We start from the raw sequence: 16,574 nt of genomic DNA on the forward strand, positions 1-16,574 counted from the left end.
ATACTGATAAGTAAAGCTATTACCTACTATTATATTTATTCCCAATTAAATATGATGGAATTGCTTAGGCTCCCCTTAGCTTCATATATCAATGGCACGATTAGAGGATACCGATAAATTATTTATTCATTCTCTTGATTTTAATTTCAAATAACCGTCGATTGTTCTTTACCTTTATAAAACATATCAATAACAATTATCTGGACTGTTTTAATAACACACTTTTATTATGCAACATATCGCAAAGAAGCTGTTATGATAGATAAAAAATTCCGTTATGCTGTAACCTATCACTTATTTTAGCTAGCGGCACACTCTCAATATAAAACTATACCTGCACACTGATCATTATGGATAAAACAAGACAGACTGAATTGGTACGTTGGTTAAAACAGCATAGTACATCGGCAAAACGCTGGTTACGCATTTCTATGCTATTAGGCGTTGTTAGTGGCCTGCTCATTATCGCTCAAGCATGGTTCTTAGCGGTGATACTGCAAGCACTGATTATGGATCATATCCCTCGGGAACAATTGGTTACCCCCTTTGTACTGCTCCTTATCGTATTTGTATTACGTGCGCTCGTAACCTTAATTCGAGAACGTGTTGGCTTTCGTTGTGGGCAAGTCGTACGCCAAGAAGTTCGCGCTATGGTCTTGAATAAGTTGCAACAATTAGGTCCTGTGTGGGTAAAAGGTAAACCCGCGGGGAGTTGGGCAACGATTGTTCTCGAACAAATCGAGGATATGCAAGAATACTATTCACGCTACCTACCGCAAATGTATCTGGCAAGTATCATTCCAATGATGATCCTGATTGCCATCTTTCCATTTAACTGGGCAGCGGGTTTGATACTTTTTGCGACAGCGCCATTGATTCCCATTTTTATGGCGCTGGTCGGCCTTGGTGCGGCAGATGCCAACCGTCGTAACTTTATTGCGCTAGGTCGCCTCAGTGGCAGCTTTTTGGATCGGTTACGCGGGTTAGATACTTTGCGGTTATTTTTCCGTGAAAAAGCAGAGGTTCAACAAATTCGGGAATCAACCGAAGATTTCCGTTCACGAACCATGGAAGTACTCAGAATGGCGTTCCTCTCCTCGGGGGTTTTAGAGTTCTTTGCTTCTATTTCAATTGCTATCGTTGCCGTCTATTTCGGTTTTTCTTATCTCGGCGAGCTAAATTTTGGTAGCTATGGCTTACCTGTTACCATGTTTGCGGGTTTTCTTGCCTTAATCCTATCCCCTGAGTTCTTCCAACCGCTACGCGATCTGGGCACCTATTATCATGCGAAAGCACAAGCAGTAGGTGCGGCCGAAAGCCTCGTGACCTTGTTAGAAAGCGATGGCGAACAGGTAACCGAAACAGGCAATAAAACACCGCTCGATCAACCTATTCGCATCCAAGCCGAAGGATTAGAAATTTTTTCTCATGACGGCCAACGTCTTGTCGGCCCTCTCGATTTTATTATTGAACCACAACAACGCGTTGCCATTGTTGGGCAAAGTGGCGCGGGGAAAAGCTCTTTACTTAATCTATTGTTAGGGTTTTTGCCTTATCAAGGTTCAATTAAAATTAACGGTGATGAACTGAACGAGCTTTGCCATGAAAAATGGCGAGTATTCATTGGCTGGGTTGGGCAAAATCCGCATTTACCTGAGCAAACACTCGTCGAGAATATCTGTTTAGGTAAACCGAACGCTTCAGCAGCAGAGATACAACAAGCAATGGATGACGCTTATGTCTCAGAGTTTCTTCCTATGCTACCTGATGGCTTAAATACCCGTCTTGGAGACTATGCGGCACGGTTATCGGTTGGGCAAGCACAACGTGTTGCGGTTGCGCGTACACTGTTAAAACCATCCCGTATTTTATTGCTTGATGAGCCTGCCGCCAGCCTTGATGCACACAGCGAACAACGCGTTATGCATACTCTAAACCAGCTAGCGCAAAAGCAAACGACAATTATGGTCACCCATTTGCTGGAAGAAACCGTTAATTATGACCAAATTTGGGTGATGGCAAATGGCCAAATCATTCAGCGTGGCAATTATGCAGAACTGAGTCAATCCGCTGGGCCATTTGCCCGTTTATTGACCCATCGTAATGAGGAGCTTTGATAATGCGAGTTCTATTACCTTTTCTGGCACTCTATCGCCGTCATTGGTTTCTGATCCTACTCGGCATGATCTTAGCCATCGTGACTTTACTTGCCAGCATCGGGCTCCTCACCTTATCTGGATGGTTCTTAGCAGGTGCGGCTATTGCCGGCTTCCCCGGTATTTACTACTTCAACTATATGCTGCCTGCTGCGGGAGTGCGAGGCGCCGCAATTTTCCGGACCGCAGGACGTTATGCTGAACGATTAGTCAGCCATGACGCGACATTCCGAGTATTGGCACATTTACGTGTTTTCGCCTTCAGCAAAATATTACCCCTGTCACCAGGCGGAATTAGTCGCTTCCGTCAAGGCGAGGTGCTTAACCGCTTGGTTGCTGACGTGGAAACCTTAGATCATCTGTATTTACGTGTGCTATCACCTATTTTTGCCGCTTTTGTGGTGATCTTCGTCCTGATTTTTGGTTTGAGCTTCCTTGATCCTCGCTTAGCGTGGACACTTGGTTGCATCATGCTCTTGTTACTGTTTACATTGCCATTCGTATTTTACCGAGCAGGTAAGCCTATCGGTCAAGAACTGACGCATTTACGCGCGCATTATCGCACAGTGCTCACATCGGCCTTGCAAGGGCAAGCTGAATTGACCTTATTCGGTGCCCTTCCCCGTTTTCGTAAAACATTGTCTGATATTGAAAGTCAGTGGCAAGTACGTCAACAACAGCAAGCTAGCCTAACGGGGTTATCCCAAGGGATTATCCTGTTTGCTTCCGGCTTTACTGCAACACTCTTGTTGTGGATGGCAGCAGATCATGTCGGAGGGAACACAAACCCTGGTGCGTTGATCGCTCTATTTGTGTTCTGTGCATTAGCCGCCTTTGAAGCCTTAGGGCCTGTGGCCGTTGCATTTCAACATATGGGCCAAGTGATCGCTTCAGCGGAGCGAGTATCTCAATTAATCGATGCCAAACCTGAAGTCACCTTTCCACAAAAAGGTTTATCGCTACCTCAATTGGAAAGCCTTGTCGTCGATAATATTTCTTTTACTTATCCTGAGCAGCCTTTCCCTGTTTTAAGACAAGTGTCACTTTCACTAAAACAAGGCCAACATATTGCTTTATTGGGTAAAACAGGTTGCGGCAAATCGACATTATTACAGCTATTAACCCGAGCTTGGGATGTTGATAGTGGTATGATCTACATTAATGGGCAGGATATCCGTGACTATAGTGAGCAAGCTCTACGCGCGATTATGTCTGTCGTTCCACAAAGGGTGCATATCTTTAGTGATACGCTACGTAATAATTTACTTCTTGCGAATGATAAAGCGACCGATAAGCAACTTAATGAAGTTCTACAACAAGTCGGCCTCGGCAATTTGCTTGAGAATGAACAAAAACTTAATGCATGGATGGGTGAAGGCGGTCGACAATTATCAGGTGGGGAGCAACGTCGTTTAGGTATCGCTCGCGCGCTTCTACATGACACACCATTAATTTTAATGGATGAACCCACTGAAGGACTTGATGCACAAACGGAACAACAAATCCTTTCGTTGTTGAAAGAGAAATGTGCTGAGAAAACACTGATTGTCATCACGCACCGTATGCAAGGCATAGAACAAATGGATGCCATTTGCGTGATGGATAACGGTGAAATTATTGAGCAAGGTTCGCATCAAGCATTATTAGCGTCAAAAGGACGTTACTTCCAGTTTCGTCAACGCCATTTGCAACAACAGGTTCTGTGAGGCACATCATGTACCAACTCGATGATGACTCCTATTTATTCCCGCCAGTGCATGAAGCCATGCGGGAACCTAATGGCCTGTTAGCAATAGGCGGCGATTTAGCACCTGAACGGCTTAAGGCTGCTTATTATGATGGTATCTTTCCTTGGTTTAATCCCGGTGAAATGCCATTGTGGTGGTCGCCTGACCCCCGAGCTGTTTTAATGGTGGGTGAATTGCATATTAGCCGTTCAATGAAAAAATTATTGAGAAAGCAAAAATATCGCATCACCATCAACCATGCCTTCAACGAGGTTATTGAGGCGTGTGCTATCCGTGAAGAGGGAACATGGATTGTGCCTGAAGTTTGCGTTGGTTATCAGGCTCTACATCAACAAGGGGTCGCACATTCTGTCGAAGCTTGGTATGGTGAAGAGCTGGTTGGCGGCCTATATGGCGTGAACCTAGGGCACCTATTTTGTGGCGAATCTATGTTCAGTAGAATGAATGATGCATCCAAAGTTGCTTTTATTACATTCTATTTTCATTTTTTGCGCTATAATGGGCAGCTTTTTGATTGTCAGGTACTTAACCACCATACCGCCTCATTAGGCGCAAAAGAAATATCCCGTCGGGATTTTTTACATATTCTTTATCGGTGGCGTAACAAAGCGATTGATCCCGCCTGCTGGTTACCGCAATCGATTGAAATACAGTCATTATTCGAATAGCGAATTCTGGCTTTAAGCTATTTTATGCCCACACTGCTCAAGAAAAATCGCTTTAAAATGCGACATTTCTTTACTTAGTGAGGGTTTTTGGGCATTATCTTGCCCGTTAAAAATCATGGTTATTAGACTTAGAGGATTAGATGGCCAAAGAAGACAATATTGAAATGCAGGGCACAGTACTCGATACCCTGCCAAACACAATGTTTCGTGTTGAACTGGAAAATGGTCACGTAGTGACTGCCCACATTTCTGGAAAAATGCGTAAAAACTATATCCGCATCCTGACAGGCGACAAGGTAACTGTAGAGTTAACTCCGTACGACCTGAGCAAAGGCCGTATCATTTTCCGTAGCCGCTGATTCTATCTCTTCAGGCAAGGCCTGATACAGCCACAGGTGGTGTGCTATTGCACAACACACCTGTGGTCTATTTGTCAGAATACCGCATCCTCCGGAGAGGCCTTGTGCACGCTACTGAAGCTATATGTCAGTGTGTTACTTTTTTCATCAAGCCCGATACTCACCGAGCCACCATTAGTTAGCGAACCGAATAACAACTCATTTGCTAATGGTTTTTTCAGGTTATCCTGAATAACACGTGCCATGGGTCGGGCTCCCATTGCCTTATCATAGCCTTTCTCACATAACCAGCGGCGAGCCGCTTGGCTAACCTCAATAGACACCCCTTTCTCATCCAATTGTGCTTGAAGCTCGACAATAAATTTATCCACCACCTGAGTGATAATCTCAACCGACAATGAGTTGAACCAAATAATGCCATCAAGGCGGTTACGGAACTCAGGCGAAAAGACTTTCTTAATTTCAGATAAGGCGTCAGTACTATTATCTTGCTCAGCAAATCCAATAGAACGGCGTTGTGTTTCTTGAACCCCCGCGTTAGTCGTCATCACAATAATAACATTACGAAAATCCGCTTTGCGCCCATTATTATCAGTCAGAGTACCGTGATCCATGACTTGCAACAGGATATTGAACACATCTGGATGTGCTTTTTCAATTTCATCCAGTAGCACTACTGAATGAGGATGTTTAATCACTGCATCCGTTAATAAGCCACCTTGGTCAAACCCAACATACCCTGGGGGAGCCCCGATCAAACGGCTCACAGTATGTCGCTCCATGTATTCGGACATGTCAAAACGCAATAATTTAATATCAAGCGCTTTAGCTAACTGCACGGTAACTTCTGTTTTACCAACACCTGTTGGACCTGCAAACAAGAAAGAACCAACCGGTTTATGCTCTTGGCCTAAACCAGCACGACTCATTTTTATCGCTTCAGTTAACGCTGCAATCGCATCATCTTGCCCAAACACCAACATTTTTAAACGGGCATCCAAGGTTTTCAAACGCTCTTTATCACTTGAAGAAACGGTTTTTTCTGGAATACGCGCAATACGTGCAACCACAGATTCAATTTCAGGCACCCCGATTGTTTTCTTGCGCTTGCTGGGTGCGACTAAACGAGTCCTAGCCCCTGCTTCATCGATCACATCAATCGCTTTATCAGGTAAATGTCTATCCGTAATATATTTAACGGATAAATCAACTGCCGCCTGAATCGCTTTCGCGGTATAGCGAACATCATGGTGAGATTCGTATTTTGGTTTTAACCCATTAATAATACGAACGGTTTCTTCTGCTGTAGGTTCTACAATATCGATTTTCTGAAAGCGGCGTGCAAGTGCTCTATCTTTTTCAAATACATTGCTGAATTCTTGATAGGTTGTTGAACCAATCACGCGAATGCGGCCACCTGACAGTAATGGCTTGATTAAGTTTGCGGCATCCACTTGTCCACCAGACGCTGCGCCAGCACCAATGATAGTATGGATTTCATCAATAAAAAGAATGCTTTTACTGTCTTTTTCCAACATTTTCAACAGTGATTTAAAGCGTTTTTCAAAGTCACCACGGTATTTAGTCCCCGCCAACAAAGCGCCAATATCGAGTGAATAGATAGTGCAGCCTTTCATCACTTCAGGTACATCATTTTGCTCGATACGCCATGCAAGCCCTTCCGCTATCGCGGTTTTCCCCACGCCTGATTCACCGACCAACAATGGGTTATTTTTACGACGGCGGCACAGAACTTGAATGGTTCTTTCTAGCTCGGCCTGACGCCCCACCAGAGGGTCAATATTGCCTTGTTTCGCCAATTGATTGAGGTTCGTCGTAAAGTTATCCATGTGATCATCGGAAACAGGCTGCTCTTCATTGCTAACTTGGCTATTAGCGGCATCTTGCTCAGATTGCGCTGGGTTTTCGCCTTTAATGGTGCCATGAGAAATGAAGTTAACAACATCTAAACGGCTTACGTCATGTTTACGCAATAAATAAGCGGCTTGTGATTCTTGTTCACTGAAGATTGCCACAAGAACATTTGCGCCACTCACTTCATGACGCCCAGATGATTGAACGTGGAAAACAGCGCGTTGTAGAACACGCTGAAAACTTAAAGTGGGTTGCGTATCACGATTATCATTTTCAGGTAACAGTGGTGTCGTTTGCGCAATAAAGTGCTCAAGCTCTTGCCTCAAGACAACGAGGTCAACTTTACAGGCATCCAATGCTTCACGCGCTGACGTGTTACTTAATAATGCCAGCAACAGGTGCTCCACTGTCATAAATTCGTGTCGATTATCTTTCGCTTTTGCAAATGCGACGTTCAGACTAAGCTCCAGTTCTTGATTGAGCATAAGCACCTCCCAAAATTGATATTAGCTAGTTCACACTTTTTCTATTGTGCACAACAAAGGGTACTCATGTTCGCGCGCATAGCTGTTAACTTGTGCCGCTTTTGTTTCAGCAACCTCTGCCGTAAAAATACCGCAAACCCCTTTTCCCTGAAAATGAACATCTAACATTATCTGTGTAGCGCGTTCTTCATCAAAAGAAAAGTATTTTTGTAACACTTCAACAACAAAATCCATTGGAGTGTAGTCATCATTATTTAATATAACCTTATACATTGAAGGTGGCTGTAAGACTTGTTCCACTTCATCCTTAATAATGACATCTGTTTTAAATGTACCAAGAAAATCGCTCATTACTTGTCGTGCTCGGAGTTAAGATTCAATTAAGCATAACCTTTATTATCAATGATTTCTATTAATCAAGATAACAATTAAATGTCGTGAGAATCATTTGTTTTATCAATCATTGATTCACTCTAATAACAGTGTAACACGCTATTCAAAGTAACTCATATGACCAATAGTTTGTGACCAACTTCAAAGTTTATAAAGGAAGGAGCGTTAGCCATATCAAATTTTTATCACTTTGCCAAAAATCCGGGTCATGTATTCAATCTGGTGATTAATCTGTAATATAGGGTAATTTATCGGAGAATATTCATGGCTAAAGTCGATGTAAGGTGCCCATTTTGTCAACAAACTCCCTCAGTGAAAAAACATGGCCTAGGGAGTACAGGTCATCAACGTTATCGTTGTCAAGACTGCTGCCGAAGCTTCCAACTCGACTATGAATATCGTGCCTGCCAGCCCGGTACCAAAGATAAAATTATCGACCTAACGATGAATAATGCCGGTATTCGTGATACCGCTAGAGCCCTTCATATCAGCATTAATGCGGTTGTTCGCACTTTAAAAAACTCTCGCCGAAGCAGGTAACCTCTTTACCCCTTGATAATCTGCACATTGAACTCCTTTGCGAAGTCGATGAACAGTGGTCTTTTGTGGGTAATAAGAAGCAACAACGCTGGCTTTGGTATGCGTGGGAGCCCCGCCTAAAACGGATAATTGCTCATACGTTTGGTCGTCGAAACAAAAGGACTCTTCACCAGTTACTGGCTTTACTGTCTAGGTTTAATGTGGCTTTTTGGTGCACGGATAAGTTCAGTGCTTATGAGATATTGCCCAAGCAGAAACATGTGGTAAGTAAGTTTTATACGCAACGAATAGAAAGAGAGAATTTGAACCTGAGAAACCGCTTGAAGCGCCTTAACCGTAAGACGTTAGGTTACTCGAAGTCACCTGAAATGCATGACAAAATCATCGGTACATTCATTGAACGCGAATACTACCTATTATGATGATCTCTATATTGAATACACGACCAAAATCCGCAAACTGATCGCTTGACGTCCGAAGGCAATTCACTACAGTATGATTTGCAGACAGTCAATATGGGTAATTATACTTAGTCGATGCATAGTGATTATGCATTTATGTCAAACACAACTTGTAAATACGAAGGACGATGTATGGAGACAGGTACAGTTAAATGGTTCAATAACGCCAAAGGCTTTGGTTTCATCTGCCCAGAAAATGGGGGAGAAGATATTTTCGCTCATTACTCCTGCATACAGATGGATGGTTACAGGACATTAAAGGCTGGCCAGAAAGTCAATTTTAGTATTAATACTGGCCCAAAAGGAAACCATGCCAATCTCATCATTCCGATTGAAAATGGTACATTGAATAATACAAGTGCGGAGGCAACGCCTCAAGAATAATTCAGCCTAATAGAGCACAGTTAATTACTTCATGCGTTCAGTAATGATGACATGACAACTTTTGGTAGTTAACTGTGTCTATTTCTAAACAATATGCAGAGATCAGCGCGGGCGGCTGTGTGTTTGCAAAAATGATAGGTCACCGTAAAGTGATTTAAGTAAAGCAAACTGCTCTTCATCATAGAATTGGCAATGCCCGCTACTAAATTCTTTAGCAACTTCAATCATAAACTTCACCGCGGCAGCAATGTCCACTTCATGGCTGGCACCTGTGGAACACCCTGGGACAATCGTTTGTGTGCAAATAGCAACCCCCACCACAGGCGCTGTGGTTGATACCGATGGTTGCATAATACTATTGATGTGGTGTAAGCCATTACCGTAAGGTGTAATATCTTGCACTGCGAGTGGGAAGGTCACCGCATGTTGCCCGCTGCTCCATTCCATTAATCGCAATAAGTCTTCAGCAACCGGTAGGATATAACCTTCTTTAACTGTCGGCGACAATGCATACCCTTTGTGGTTCAGTAAGCGATTTCCCTTGGTTGTATCTACCGATAATATGGCATCAGCTTCAGGAATGGCTTCATGTTGATTCATCGTCTCATCATTAAGAGGGGAATCCATAAAATCAACGGGGCTATGAGGACGGGTCGGTGCTGTTGGGCAGATATGTGTTGTTATAATCACATCACCCTTCAAAATATCACCGCTTTCACGCATATTGGCGAGTTTTAGCGCCGCCGCAATCGCCGCGATCGCACCATCGGCATCAGAGACAACGCCAATACGCGATGGCCTCGCGCCAATTCCGCCCAAACGACCTATAATGCCAAGTGTCGGTGTGTTTTTACCTTGTAATTTCCCCTGACTTCCTGGAATGACTATACGAACAAAATCACTTTGCCCTTTTTCGTCTTGCACTGTTTTTGAGGATACCTCAACGCCAGTGAAATGCTTAAATAAGGCAACAATATCATCCCCACTAACAACGGCACTATCGATTAACTCGTAAGCGCACAGGGTCTGTTTTAAACTCATATTTTACCCTTGGTATTTTTACAACTTCAGGTCAATTCTGTTGTTATTTCGCAAATCATTGAGAATAACAACAGATAATTGACCCTATTTCCTGGTGAAGGCGTATTCACGCACTATAAAATTTAATTGTTATGTTTATGGTTTAATACTACGTTTTAACCAATAAGAATCGCCTACCATGCTGCCAATATAGGATGCTTTATGACATATTTGTGTGGCTAGCTGGTCTAATAATTCAGGCGTAATCTGTGATGCAGGTAAACTCAAGCACAATGCATAGAGGGTACCTTGCGCTGGGTCATAAACAGTACTCGATACAGAAGCCACTCCTGGAACCGATTCATTAATCGAATATGCCCAACCCCGTTCTTCAATCATATTCAGTTCTTGACGTAACTGATCTTGTTTCTCTTGTGGTTCTTGGCAAATAATCACCTCGCGCTCGCTTAACGAGTTACGAGATAGCAAGGCTTTTCCTGTCGAAGTCCCCGCTATCGGTAACTTAGTTCCCGGTCGAGTGATGACTTGCAACATACTATTACCAATTCGGGCATGCACGACCCGAACCTTATCTTTATCTCTTAAAGAGACATAAGTGGTATAACCCGTTTCTTTCGTCAGCTCATCCAGCGATTCAAGCACCATATCAATAACAGGGTTCATCCCTCTAGCATGATGAGCTAATTCCATAATGATCAAACCCGGACGATAAATAGGCGCATCATTTTTCTTTTCGAGTAAGCCATACTCCGCCATCTGTTTTAATAAACGCGATGCAGAGCTTTTTGGCATTCCCAATTCATTAACTAACGTTGTCACTGTAAGCTCATCGCCTGAGCGAAGAAACAAACGGTATACATCGACAACACTTGAGAGAATACTCATAACTCACCTGTAAACGGAGAATTTTGCACCAATGCCTGATAGCTTTGTGGTTTTCGATCTCTTAAATAAGGAATATTCAGGCGAGTATGTGCCTGAACAAGAAAGTTTACTTCTCCAATGAGCAATGCCTCGCTATCACAGCGAGCCTCATTAAGAAGTTGTCCTCTAGGACCTAAAATTTTACTTCCACCAAACAAATGTAAATCACCTTCATGACCCCAACGATTCACTGCTAGCAAGTGAGTCCCATTTTCAAGAGCACGACAAGCGGTATTAATATCCCACATGTCTCTGTCTTGGATGCACCATGCAGAAGGTGCGATCAATAATTCTGCACCATTTAAAGTCAGAATTCGTGCCACCTCGGGGAAGCCCATGTCATAACAAATCATGATGCCTATTTTGCCGATTGGCGTCTCAAAGACGGGATAGTCACTGCCACAGCTGAACCACTGTTTTTCGATGCCAAATGCATGAACTTTGCGAAAAACACCGCTGATATCTTCACACCCAGGGTTCCAGACACCGACAGAGTTATATACCTCGACTAAATAATGACCTCTTTCGGCAAAACCACTCACAATAGTGAGATCCAAACGGGTAGCCAGTGAACTGAATAATTGATAGGTTTCACTGCCTGTACTATCGCTAAGATCCCATAATCGCGTAGAGAGCAAATCGCCTCGATAACCTGTTGTTGCCAATTCAGGGAAGCAGATCAGCTTAGCGCCTTGTTCAGCGGCTTGATGACAAAAATCCGTCATACGCTGTAAATTTTGGGTCTTATCACCAAGCGTAGAATTAAATTGTGCAAGCGCAACTTTAACGATGTGATTACTCATCGCTCTCATCCTTAATCTGAGTGACTTACTTTACGGAATTGAACCGTATCAACACCTCTAATGCGAGCTTGCCAACGCATTCCAATCCAATATAGAAGAGCACTTGCAAGCAGTGAATTCAGTGCAGGTACACCAAAGTCGGCATTAAAAGGACCTAATTCAGAACTTAGCCAACCGACGATCACAGCAATGATCCAAACAATTAGCGTAATAGGGTTAAACGCCTCACAAGTCAGTGGGAGTTCCCCTTTCGCTCTTGTTGTCTCTAATTCTTTACGATCACGTTTTAATAAGTAGTAATCAATGACCATGATGCCAGCAACAGGCGGAATCGCTATTCCTAAATAAATCAGAAAACCAATAAAGTTATCTAAAATACCTAGCATTGAAGCAATAGTGCCAAAAATACCAATGACCCATGTGAGATAACGACGATCAAAACGTTTATTAAAAATAGCGTTCAATAAAGTCGAAAAACCTAAAGAGGATGAATATAGGTTAATATCGTTCATTTTGATGGTTGAGAAGATAACAATTGATGCGCCAACTAGCCCAGTTAGTGTCATCATCAAATCGAATACCTGAGACGTATGTAATGCCAGCGCCATCAATACGGCGATCATATTAACTAACAACTCACCAAAAAAAGTCCCGATAAGAGTCATCCAAAAAACCTCTTTTGGGCTTTTCATGAAACGACTAATATCGGGCGTTGTGACAGCGGAAATAATAAACCCACCAGCAACCATAGTAATGGCCGCGGGTAAAGTCATAAGAGGCCCTGCTGGTTCAGCACTACTGATGAGGACACTAATATCCTGCCCTGAAAGCAGATTATAAGTTGCCCAGACTAACGCGAGTAAAAATAGCGGCGTTGAAATATTGGCGGTAATAGATAAAAAGCGATACCCATATACCGTAATAATCGTCACCGCAATACCTGTAATAAGCGACCAAGTCCCTGGTGTTAGCACATTCGTCGCTTTATACATACCATCCGCAAAGAAACCGTTTTGTACGCCGAACCACCCCATCAGTGAAATCGCAATAGCGCCACCAATCAGAGCAGATCCTAACTTACCAAACCCAGACCACCGTGACAGTAGACTGATTGACATTCCTTCGCGGCACGCAGCTGCACCTAATGCCCAGCTAACGACTTGTAAAATAACTGAACCTAGCATGGTGGCCCAAAACGCTTGCCAAAAAGTCAGTCCATAACCGAGAGCGGCCCCTAACATCACCTGTGAAACACAGGCCAGTGAACCAATACGGATTATTAGGACTTCATAAAATGGCCGACGGGCACTGAGAGGTACCCTAGCCAGAGAATAATCTTCACCCATTTTATTCGCCATTTTAGTATTCCTGCTGTGAGAATCTTTGCTGTTAAATTTTTTTTGGCTTATTATCCGGTTCCATTTTATGGAACTGGGTTTCATTTATTCCACGAGATGAATGATATCCGCCTTCGCTACCAAATCGCAAGTAAAATTTATCTTTTAAGATATATTTTTAGGTGTCGAAATATTACTAAAGACGGAAAACAAAACCTTTAGAAGGGAAATTAATATAAAAATAAGGATGTTGAAGCACCTCTTTAATGATTAGAGGTGCTTCACAAATTTGAAAAAAGAGGGAAATTATTCTCTGGCTAACGCATCAATAGGGTTTAATCTAGCGGCACTTCTTGCAGGTAAGAACCCAAAAATAATACCGATCGCAGTCGAACACACAAATGCACTAATCAACGCGATTGGCTGAAAAACAAACTCCCAGCCAGGTAATGCCATTTGAGCAAGTAGGCTGATACCATAAGAAAGGGCTATGCCCATTCCTCCCCCCATCAAACAGACGAGCACTGCCTCAATTAAAAATTGTTGCATCACATCACTCGTTCGTGCTCCTACAGCCATACGAATACCAATTTCTCGTGTGCGCTCTGTTACAGACACCAACATGATATTCATTACCCCAATTCCACCAACAACCAGTGAAATAACAGCCACTAAGGTGAGAAATAGCTGCATCGTACGCGTGGTTTTTTCGGCGGTTTTCACTAGCGTGTCGATATTATAGGTAAAAATATCTTTTTTACCGTGTCGCAGTGTTAACAAACGAGTGATTTGTTGCTCTGCTACTTTGGCATCAATACCCTCTTTAACCCTAACAACAATACTATCCAAATAAGGTCGGTTTACGATTTTGCTATTGACGGTGGTATCAGGCAACCAAATCGATAATGAATTATCTGAACCAAAAATTGATTTTTGTTCCGCTAATACCCCAATCACCGTTGCTGGCATATTACCAATCAAAATAGTTTCACCAACCACTTGTTTCTGATTAGGGAAAAAACGTCGTTTCGTATTAGCATCAATCACGACCACTTGAGCTCTACGTCTCACCATATCTTCAGTAAAGTTCATCCCCTCAGAAAATTTTTCGGCATAAACTTGAAAATAATCACGCCCAACGCCTAATAATCGTGCTGAAGCATCTAAATTGCCTCGGCGTAATCGAGTTGATTGAGATAACTCACCAGATACCGCTTGAACATAGGTCTGCTTTGCAATGGCATCAACATCGGCTGGTTTTAACGATTGCCGGTCTTGTGCATTATCGCTACCAAAATCCTCGCCTGGATACACTGAGATGGTATTCGTACCAATTGATTTAATATCATTAAGTACCATTCCCTGTGCAGCATCCCCTATCACCATGATGGAGACGACTGACGCAATACCAATAATAATGCCCAGCATCGTCAATAAGGTACGCATTTTATTCACGACCATGGCACGCCATGCCATTAACAGTGCTTCACTGAATCGGCCGTACATTTGTGACAAGGACATTTTTCTCGGGGCGGATTTTTTTAATCGCGGTGGTGCTGACGTTGTCACTGTTCCGGAATCACGAATGATTTCACCGTCTTTAATTTCAATGATGCGTTCAGCCTGCTGGGCCACTTTTGGATCATGAGTAACAATGATTACGGTGTGACCTTGTGCGCGCAGGTCTTTGAGGATTTTCATGACCTCTTCACCTGAATGGCTATCAAGAGCACCTGTAGGTTCGTCAGCAAGGATCACTTGACCGCCATTCATTAATGCTCGTGCAATACTGACTCGCTGTTGTTGCCCACCAGACAGCTGATTAGGCCGATATTCTGCGCGTTCTTTAAGCCCTAATTTGGCCAGTAATTCAATCGCTCTTTGACGTCGCTGTGTTTTGCCCACCCCCGCATAAACGGCTGGAACCTCAACATTTTGCTCCGCCGTTAAATGGCTTAACAAATGATAACGTTGAAAAATAAAACCAAAGTGCTCTCGACGCAATTCCGCTAACTGATTATTATCAAGCTGTGAAATTGTTTGTTGAGCAACGAAATACTCGCCTGAACTCGGCTTATCCAAACATCCAATGATATTCATTAATGTTGATTTACCTGAGCCTGAGGCGCCAATAATGGCAACCATCTCCCCTGCTTCAATCTTTAGTGAGACGTCTTTCAGTACGGTAATTTCGGTTTCACCAGCGGGATAACGTCGAGTTATCCCTTTCAGTTCTAATAAGGCCGACATATTAATCCACCGTGCTGCGACTAGTGATAACCTGTTCGCCTTCTTTTAAGCCATCAATGACTTCAACATAAATATCATTGCGGCTACCAATTTTTATCTGGCGCTTCTCGGCATTTTCACCGTTAAGGATCTCAACGTCATACACCTGCGGTGAAACTTCTGTGCCTAATGCCGACAAAGGTAAAAGTAGGACATCTTTATGTGATTCGAGATCAATTTGCACCTGTGCCGTCATTTGCAATTTCAGTAAATGCTGAGGATTAGGCACCTCAAAACGCGCGTAGTAAAAGATTGCATCATTAATTTTTTCAGGCGTCGGTAAAATATCTTTCAATACCCCTGAAAAGCGTTTATCGGGAGCACCTAATACGGTAAATGAGGCCGCTTGACCAGGCTTAAGATAAATCACATCAGCTTCTGATACTTCAGTCTTTACTAGCATGGTATCGAGATCAGCTAACGTTAAAATGGTAGGAGCCTCTTGCGCCGCTATCACCGTTTGACCTTGTAATGTTTTAATAAAGGTCACAATGCCATCCATTGGCGCGGTAATCTGCGTGTATTTAAGATTCGTTTTAGCGGTATCTAAAGTGGCTTGATTACGCTTAATCTGTGATTGATACGTTGCTACCTGTGCCTTTTTCACTTCAACATCTGTTTGCGCTTTATCTAAATCTTGTTTAGAAACCGCTTGAAGTTTGGATAGACTCAATTGGCGTTGGTAAGTCACCTCTGCTAAACGTAATTCCGCTTTTGCTAAGGCTAAATTAGATTCTAACTCATGAATCGTTTCTTGAGATTCGGTAACATCGTTTTGTGCTTTTTGGGGATCGATAACAGCAAGTAAATCGCCTTTTTTAACGTTATCGCCCTCTTTCACATACAAGGTTTGTAGTTGCCCGCTAACCTGCGCACCAACATCAACTTTTCTGACCGCGTCCAGTTTCCCTGTTGCTTGAACTTGCTTATTTAAATCACCTCGCGTCACAGAAACTGTTTGAAAGACTTCTTTTTGTTCTCCCCCAAAAAATAACAATGCGATAACCATCAAAATCAAAATTACTGATAAAGAAATCAGCCACTTTTTTTTACGTGAATTTGCTCTCATTCAATCCATACCTATAACAATAAAGAGAGGGCTACGCCCCCT

General features: G+C 42.9%; 14 protein-coding genes. 6 read left to right on the forward strand and 8 right to left on the reverse strand.

Annotation, left to right across the window (positions count from 1 at the left end; translation table 11 throughout):
• The first annotated feature begins 350 nt into the window (after nucleotides 1–350).
• The 4 genes from cydD to infA all read left to right on the forward strand — a co-directional run bounded on the left by cydD (nucleotide 351) and on the right by infA (nucleotide 4,931).
• Nucleotides 351–2,117, forward strand: a complete 1,767-nt coding sequence (gene cydD / locus O7C57_RS14410; protein WP_154623166.1) for a heme ABC transporter permease/ATP-binding protein CydD — start codon at nucleotides 351–353, stop codon at nucleotides 2,115–2,117.
• Between the two features lie 2 nt (nucleotides 2,118–2,119).
• Entirely contained in the window at nucleotides 2,120–3,862 is a 1,743-nt protein-coding gene (gene cydC, locus O7C57_RS14415) for a heme ABC transporter ATP-binding protein/permease CydC (protein WP_196714110.1), read from the forward strand.
• Between the two features lie 8 nt (nucleotides 3,863–3,870).
• On the forward strand, nucleotides 3,871–4,572 hold the full coding sequence (aat, locus tag O7C57_RS14420) for a leucyl/phenylalanyl-tRNA--protein transferase (RefSeq protein WP_154623170.1): 702 nt from the start codon (nucleotides 3,871–3,873) through the stop codon (nucleotides 4,570–4,572).
• A gap of 140 nt (nucleotides 4,573–4,712) precedes the next feature.
• On the forward strand, nucleotides 4,713–4,931 hold the full coding sequence (gene infA, locus O7C57_RS14425; protein WP_004244560.1) for a translation initiation factor IF-1: 219 nt from the start codon (nucleotides 4,713–4,715) through the stop codon (nucleotides 4,929–4,931).
• A 74-nt stretch (nucleotides 4,932–5,005) separates the two neighbouring features.
• Here the strand turns inward: infA and clpA are convergent, their stop codons facing one another.
• Nucleotides 5,006–7,291, reverse strand: a complete 2,286-nt coding sequence (gene clpA, locus O7C57_RS14430; protein WP_154623172.1) for an ATP-dependent Clp protease ATP-binding subunit ClpA — start codon at nucleotides 7,289–7,291, stop codon at nucleotides 5,006–5,008.
• A gap of 30 nt (nucleotides 7,292–7,321) precedes the next feature.
• Nucleotides 7,322–7,642: an ATP-dependent Clp protease adapter ClpS gene (gene clpS, locus O7C57_RS14435; protein WP_154623173.1), complete on the reverse strand. Its 321-nt coding sequence runs from the start codon at nucleotides 7,640–7,642 to the stop codon at nucleotides 7,322–7,324.
• Nucleotides 7,643–7,948: 306 nt separating this feature from the next.
• Here clpS and O7C57_RS14440 point away from each other — a divergent pair.
• Nucleotides 7,949–8,646, forward strand: a protein-coding gene (locus tag O7C57_RS14440; protein ID WP_269723143.1) for an IS1 family transposase whose coding sequence is annotated in 2 segments (ribosomal slippage) — nucleotides 7,949–8,198 and nucleotides 8,198–8,646 — 699 coding nt in all. Because the reading frame shifts where the segments join, the coding sequence is not laid out codon by codon here.
• A gap of 171 nt (nucleotides 8,647–8,817) precedes the next feature.
• Entirely contained in the window at nucleotides 8,818–9,069 is a 252-nt protein-coding gene (gene cspD, locus O7C57_RS14445; RefSeq protein ID WP_154623175.1) for a cold shock-like protein CspD, read from the forward strand.
• A gap of 102 nt (nucleotides 9,070–9,171) precedes the next feature.
• On the opposite strand, the gene O7C57_RS14450 is transcribed toward cspD, so the two are convergent.
• The 6 genes from O7C57_RS14450 to macA form a co-directional block, all read right to left on the reverse strand.
• Entirely contained in the window at nucleotides 9,172–10,110 is a 939-nt protein-coding gene (locus O7C57_RS14450; protein WP_154623177.1) for a DUF1177 domain-containing protein, read from the reverse strand.
• 135 nt (nucleotides 10,111–10,245) lie between these two features.
• A complete protein-coding gene (locus O7C57_RS14455; RefSeq protein ID WP_154623178.1) occupies nucleotides 10,246–10,995 on the reverse strand; it encodes an IclR family transcriptional regulator in 750 nt (249 codons plus the stop codon).
• Nucleotides 10,992–11,837, reverse strand: a complete 846-nt coding sequence (locus tag O7C57_RS14460) for a nitrilase-related carbon-nitrogen hydrolase (RefSeq protein WP_269723272.1) — start codon at nucleotides 11,835–11,837, stop codon at nucleotides 10,992–10,994. The genes O7C57_RS14455 and O7C57_RS14460 overlap by 4 nt, the downstream gene beginning before the upstream one ends.
• A gap of 11 nt (nucleotides 11,838–11,848) precedes the next feature.
• On the reverse strand, nucleotides 11,849–13,195 hold the full coding sequence (locus O7C57_RS14465; RefSeq protein WP_154623182.1) for a purine-cytosine permease family protein: 1,347 nt from the start codon (nucleotides 13,193–13,195) through the stop codon (nucleotides 11,849–11,851).
• 285 nt (nucleotides 13,196–13,480) lie between these two features.
• Nucleotides 13,481–15,424, reverse strand: coding sequence for a macrolide ABC transporter ATP-binding protein/permease MacB (macB, locus tag O7C57_RS14470; RefSeq protein WP_269723273.1), 1,944 nt, complete (start codon nucleotides 15,422–15,424; stop codon nucleotides 13,481–13,483).
• 1 nt (nucleotide 15,425) lies between these two features.
• Nucleotides 15,426–16,532 (reverse strand): macrolide transporter subunit MacA, encoded by a 1,107-nt coding sequence (macA, locus tag O7C57_RS14475; RefSeq protein ID WP_154621787.1) that lies wholly within the window; start codon nucleotides 16,530–16,532, stop codon nucleotides 15,426–15,428.
• Nucleotides 16,533–16,574 lie beyond the last annotated feature (42 nt).

Source organism: Providencia sp. 21OH12SH02B-Prov (assembly GCF_027362595.1).
In the GTDB taxonomy this organism is placed as follows: Bacteria; Pseudomonadota; Gammaproteobacteria; order Enterobacterales; family Enterobacteriaceae; genus Providencia; species Providencia zhejiangensis.

Excerpts from the sequence above, each read along its gene's own strand:
- cydD (WP_154623166.1), top strand. The coding sequence starts at position 351 with ATGGATAAAACAAGACAGACTGAATTGGTACGTTGGTTAAAACAGCAT.
- cydC (WP_196714110.1), top strand. The coding sequence starts at position 2,120 with ATGCGAGTTCTATTACCTTTTCTGGCACTCTATCGCCGTCATTGGTTT.
- aat (WP_154623170.1), top strand. The coding sequence starts at position 3,871 with ATGTACCAACTCGATGATGACTCCTATTTATTCCCGCCAGTGCATGAA.
- infA (WP_004244560.1), top strand. The coding sequence starts at position 4,713 with ATGGCCAAAGAAGACAATATTGAAATGCAGGGCACAGTACTCGATACC.
- clpA (WP_154623172.1), bottom strand. The coding sequence starts at position 7,291 with ATGCTCAATCAAGAACTGGAGCTTAGTCTGAACGTCGCATTTGCAAAA.
- clpS (WP_154623173.1), bottom strand. The coding sequence starts at position 7,642 with ATGAGCGATTTTCTTGGTACATTTAAAACAGATGTCATTATTAAGGAT.
- cspD (WP_154623175.1), top strand. The coding sequence starts at position 8,818 with ATGGAGACAGGTACAGTTAAATGGTTCAATAACGCCAAAGGCTTTGGT.
- O7C57_RS14450 (WP_154623177.1), bottom strand. The coding sequence starts at position 10,110 with ATGAGTTTAAAACAGACCCTGTGCGCTTACGAGTTAATCGATAGTGCC.
- O7C57_RS14455 (WP_154623178.1), bottom strand. The coding sequence starts at position 10,995 with ATGAGTATTCTCTCAAGTGTTGTCGATGTATACCGTTTGTTTCTTCGC.
- O7C57_RS14460 (WP_269723272.1), bottom strand. The coding sequence starts at position 11,837 with ATGAGTAATCACATCGTTAAAGTTGCGCTTGCACAATTTAATTCTACG.
- O7C57_RS14465 (WP_154623182.1), bottom strand. The coding sequence starts at position 13,195 with ATGGCGAATAAAATGGGTGAAGATTATTCTCTGGCTAGGGTACCTCTC.
- macB (WP_269723273.1), bottom strand. The coding sequence starts at position 15,424 with ATGTCGGCCTTATTAGAACTGAAAGGGATAACTCGACGTTATCCCGCT.
- macA (WP_154621787.1), bottom strand. The coding sequence starts at position 16,532 with ATGAGAGCAAATTCACGTAAAAAAAAGTGGCTGATTTCTTTATCAGTA.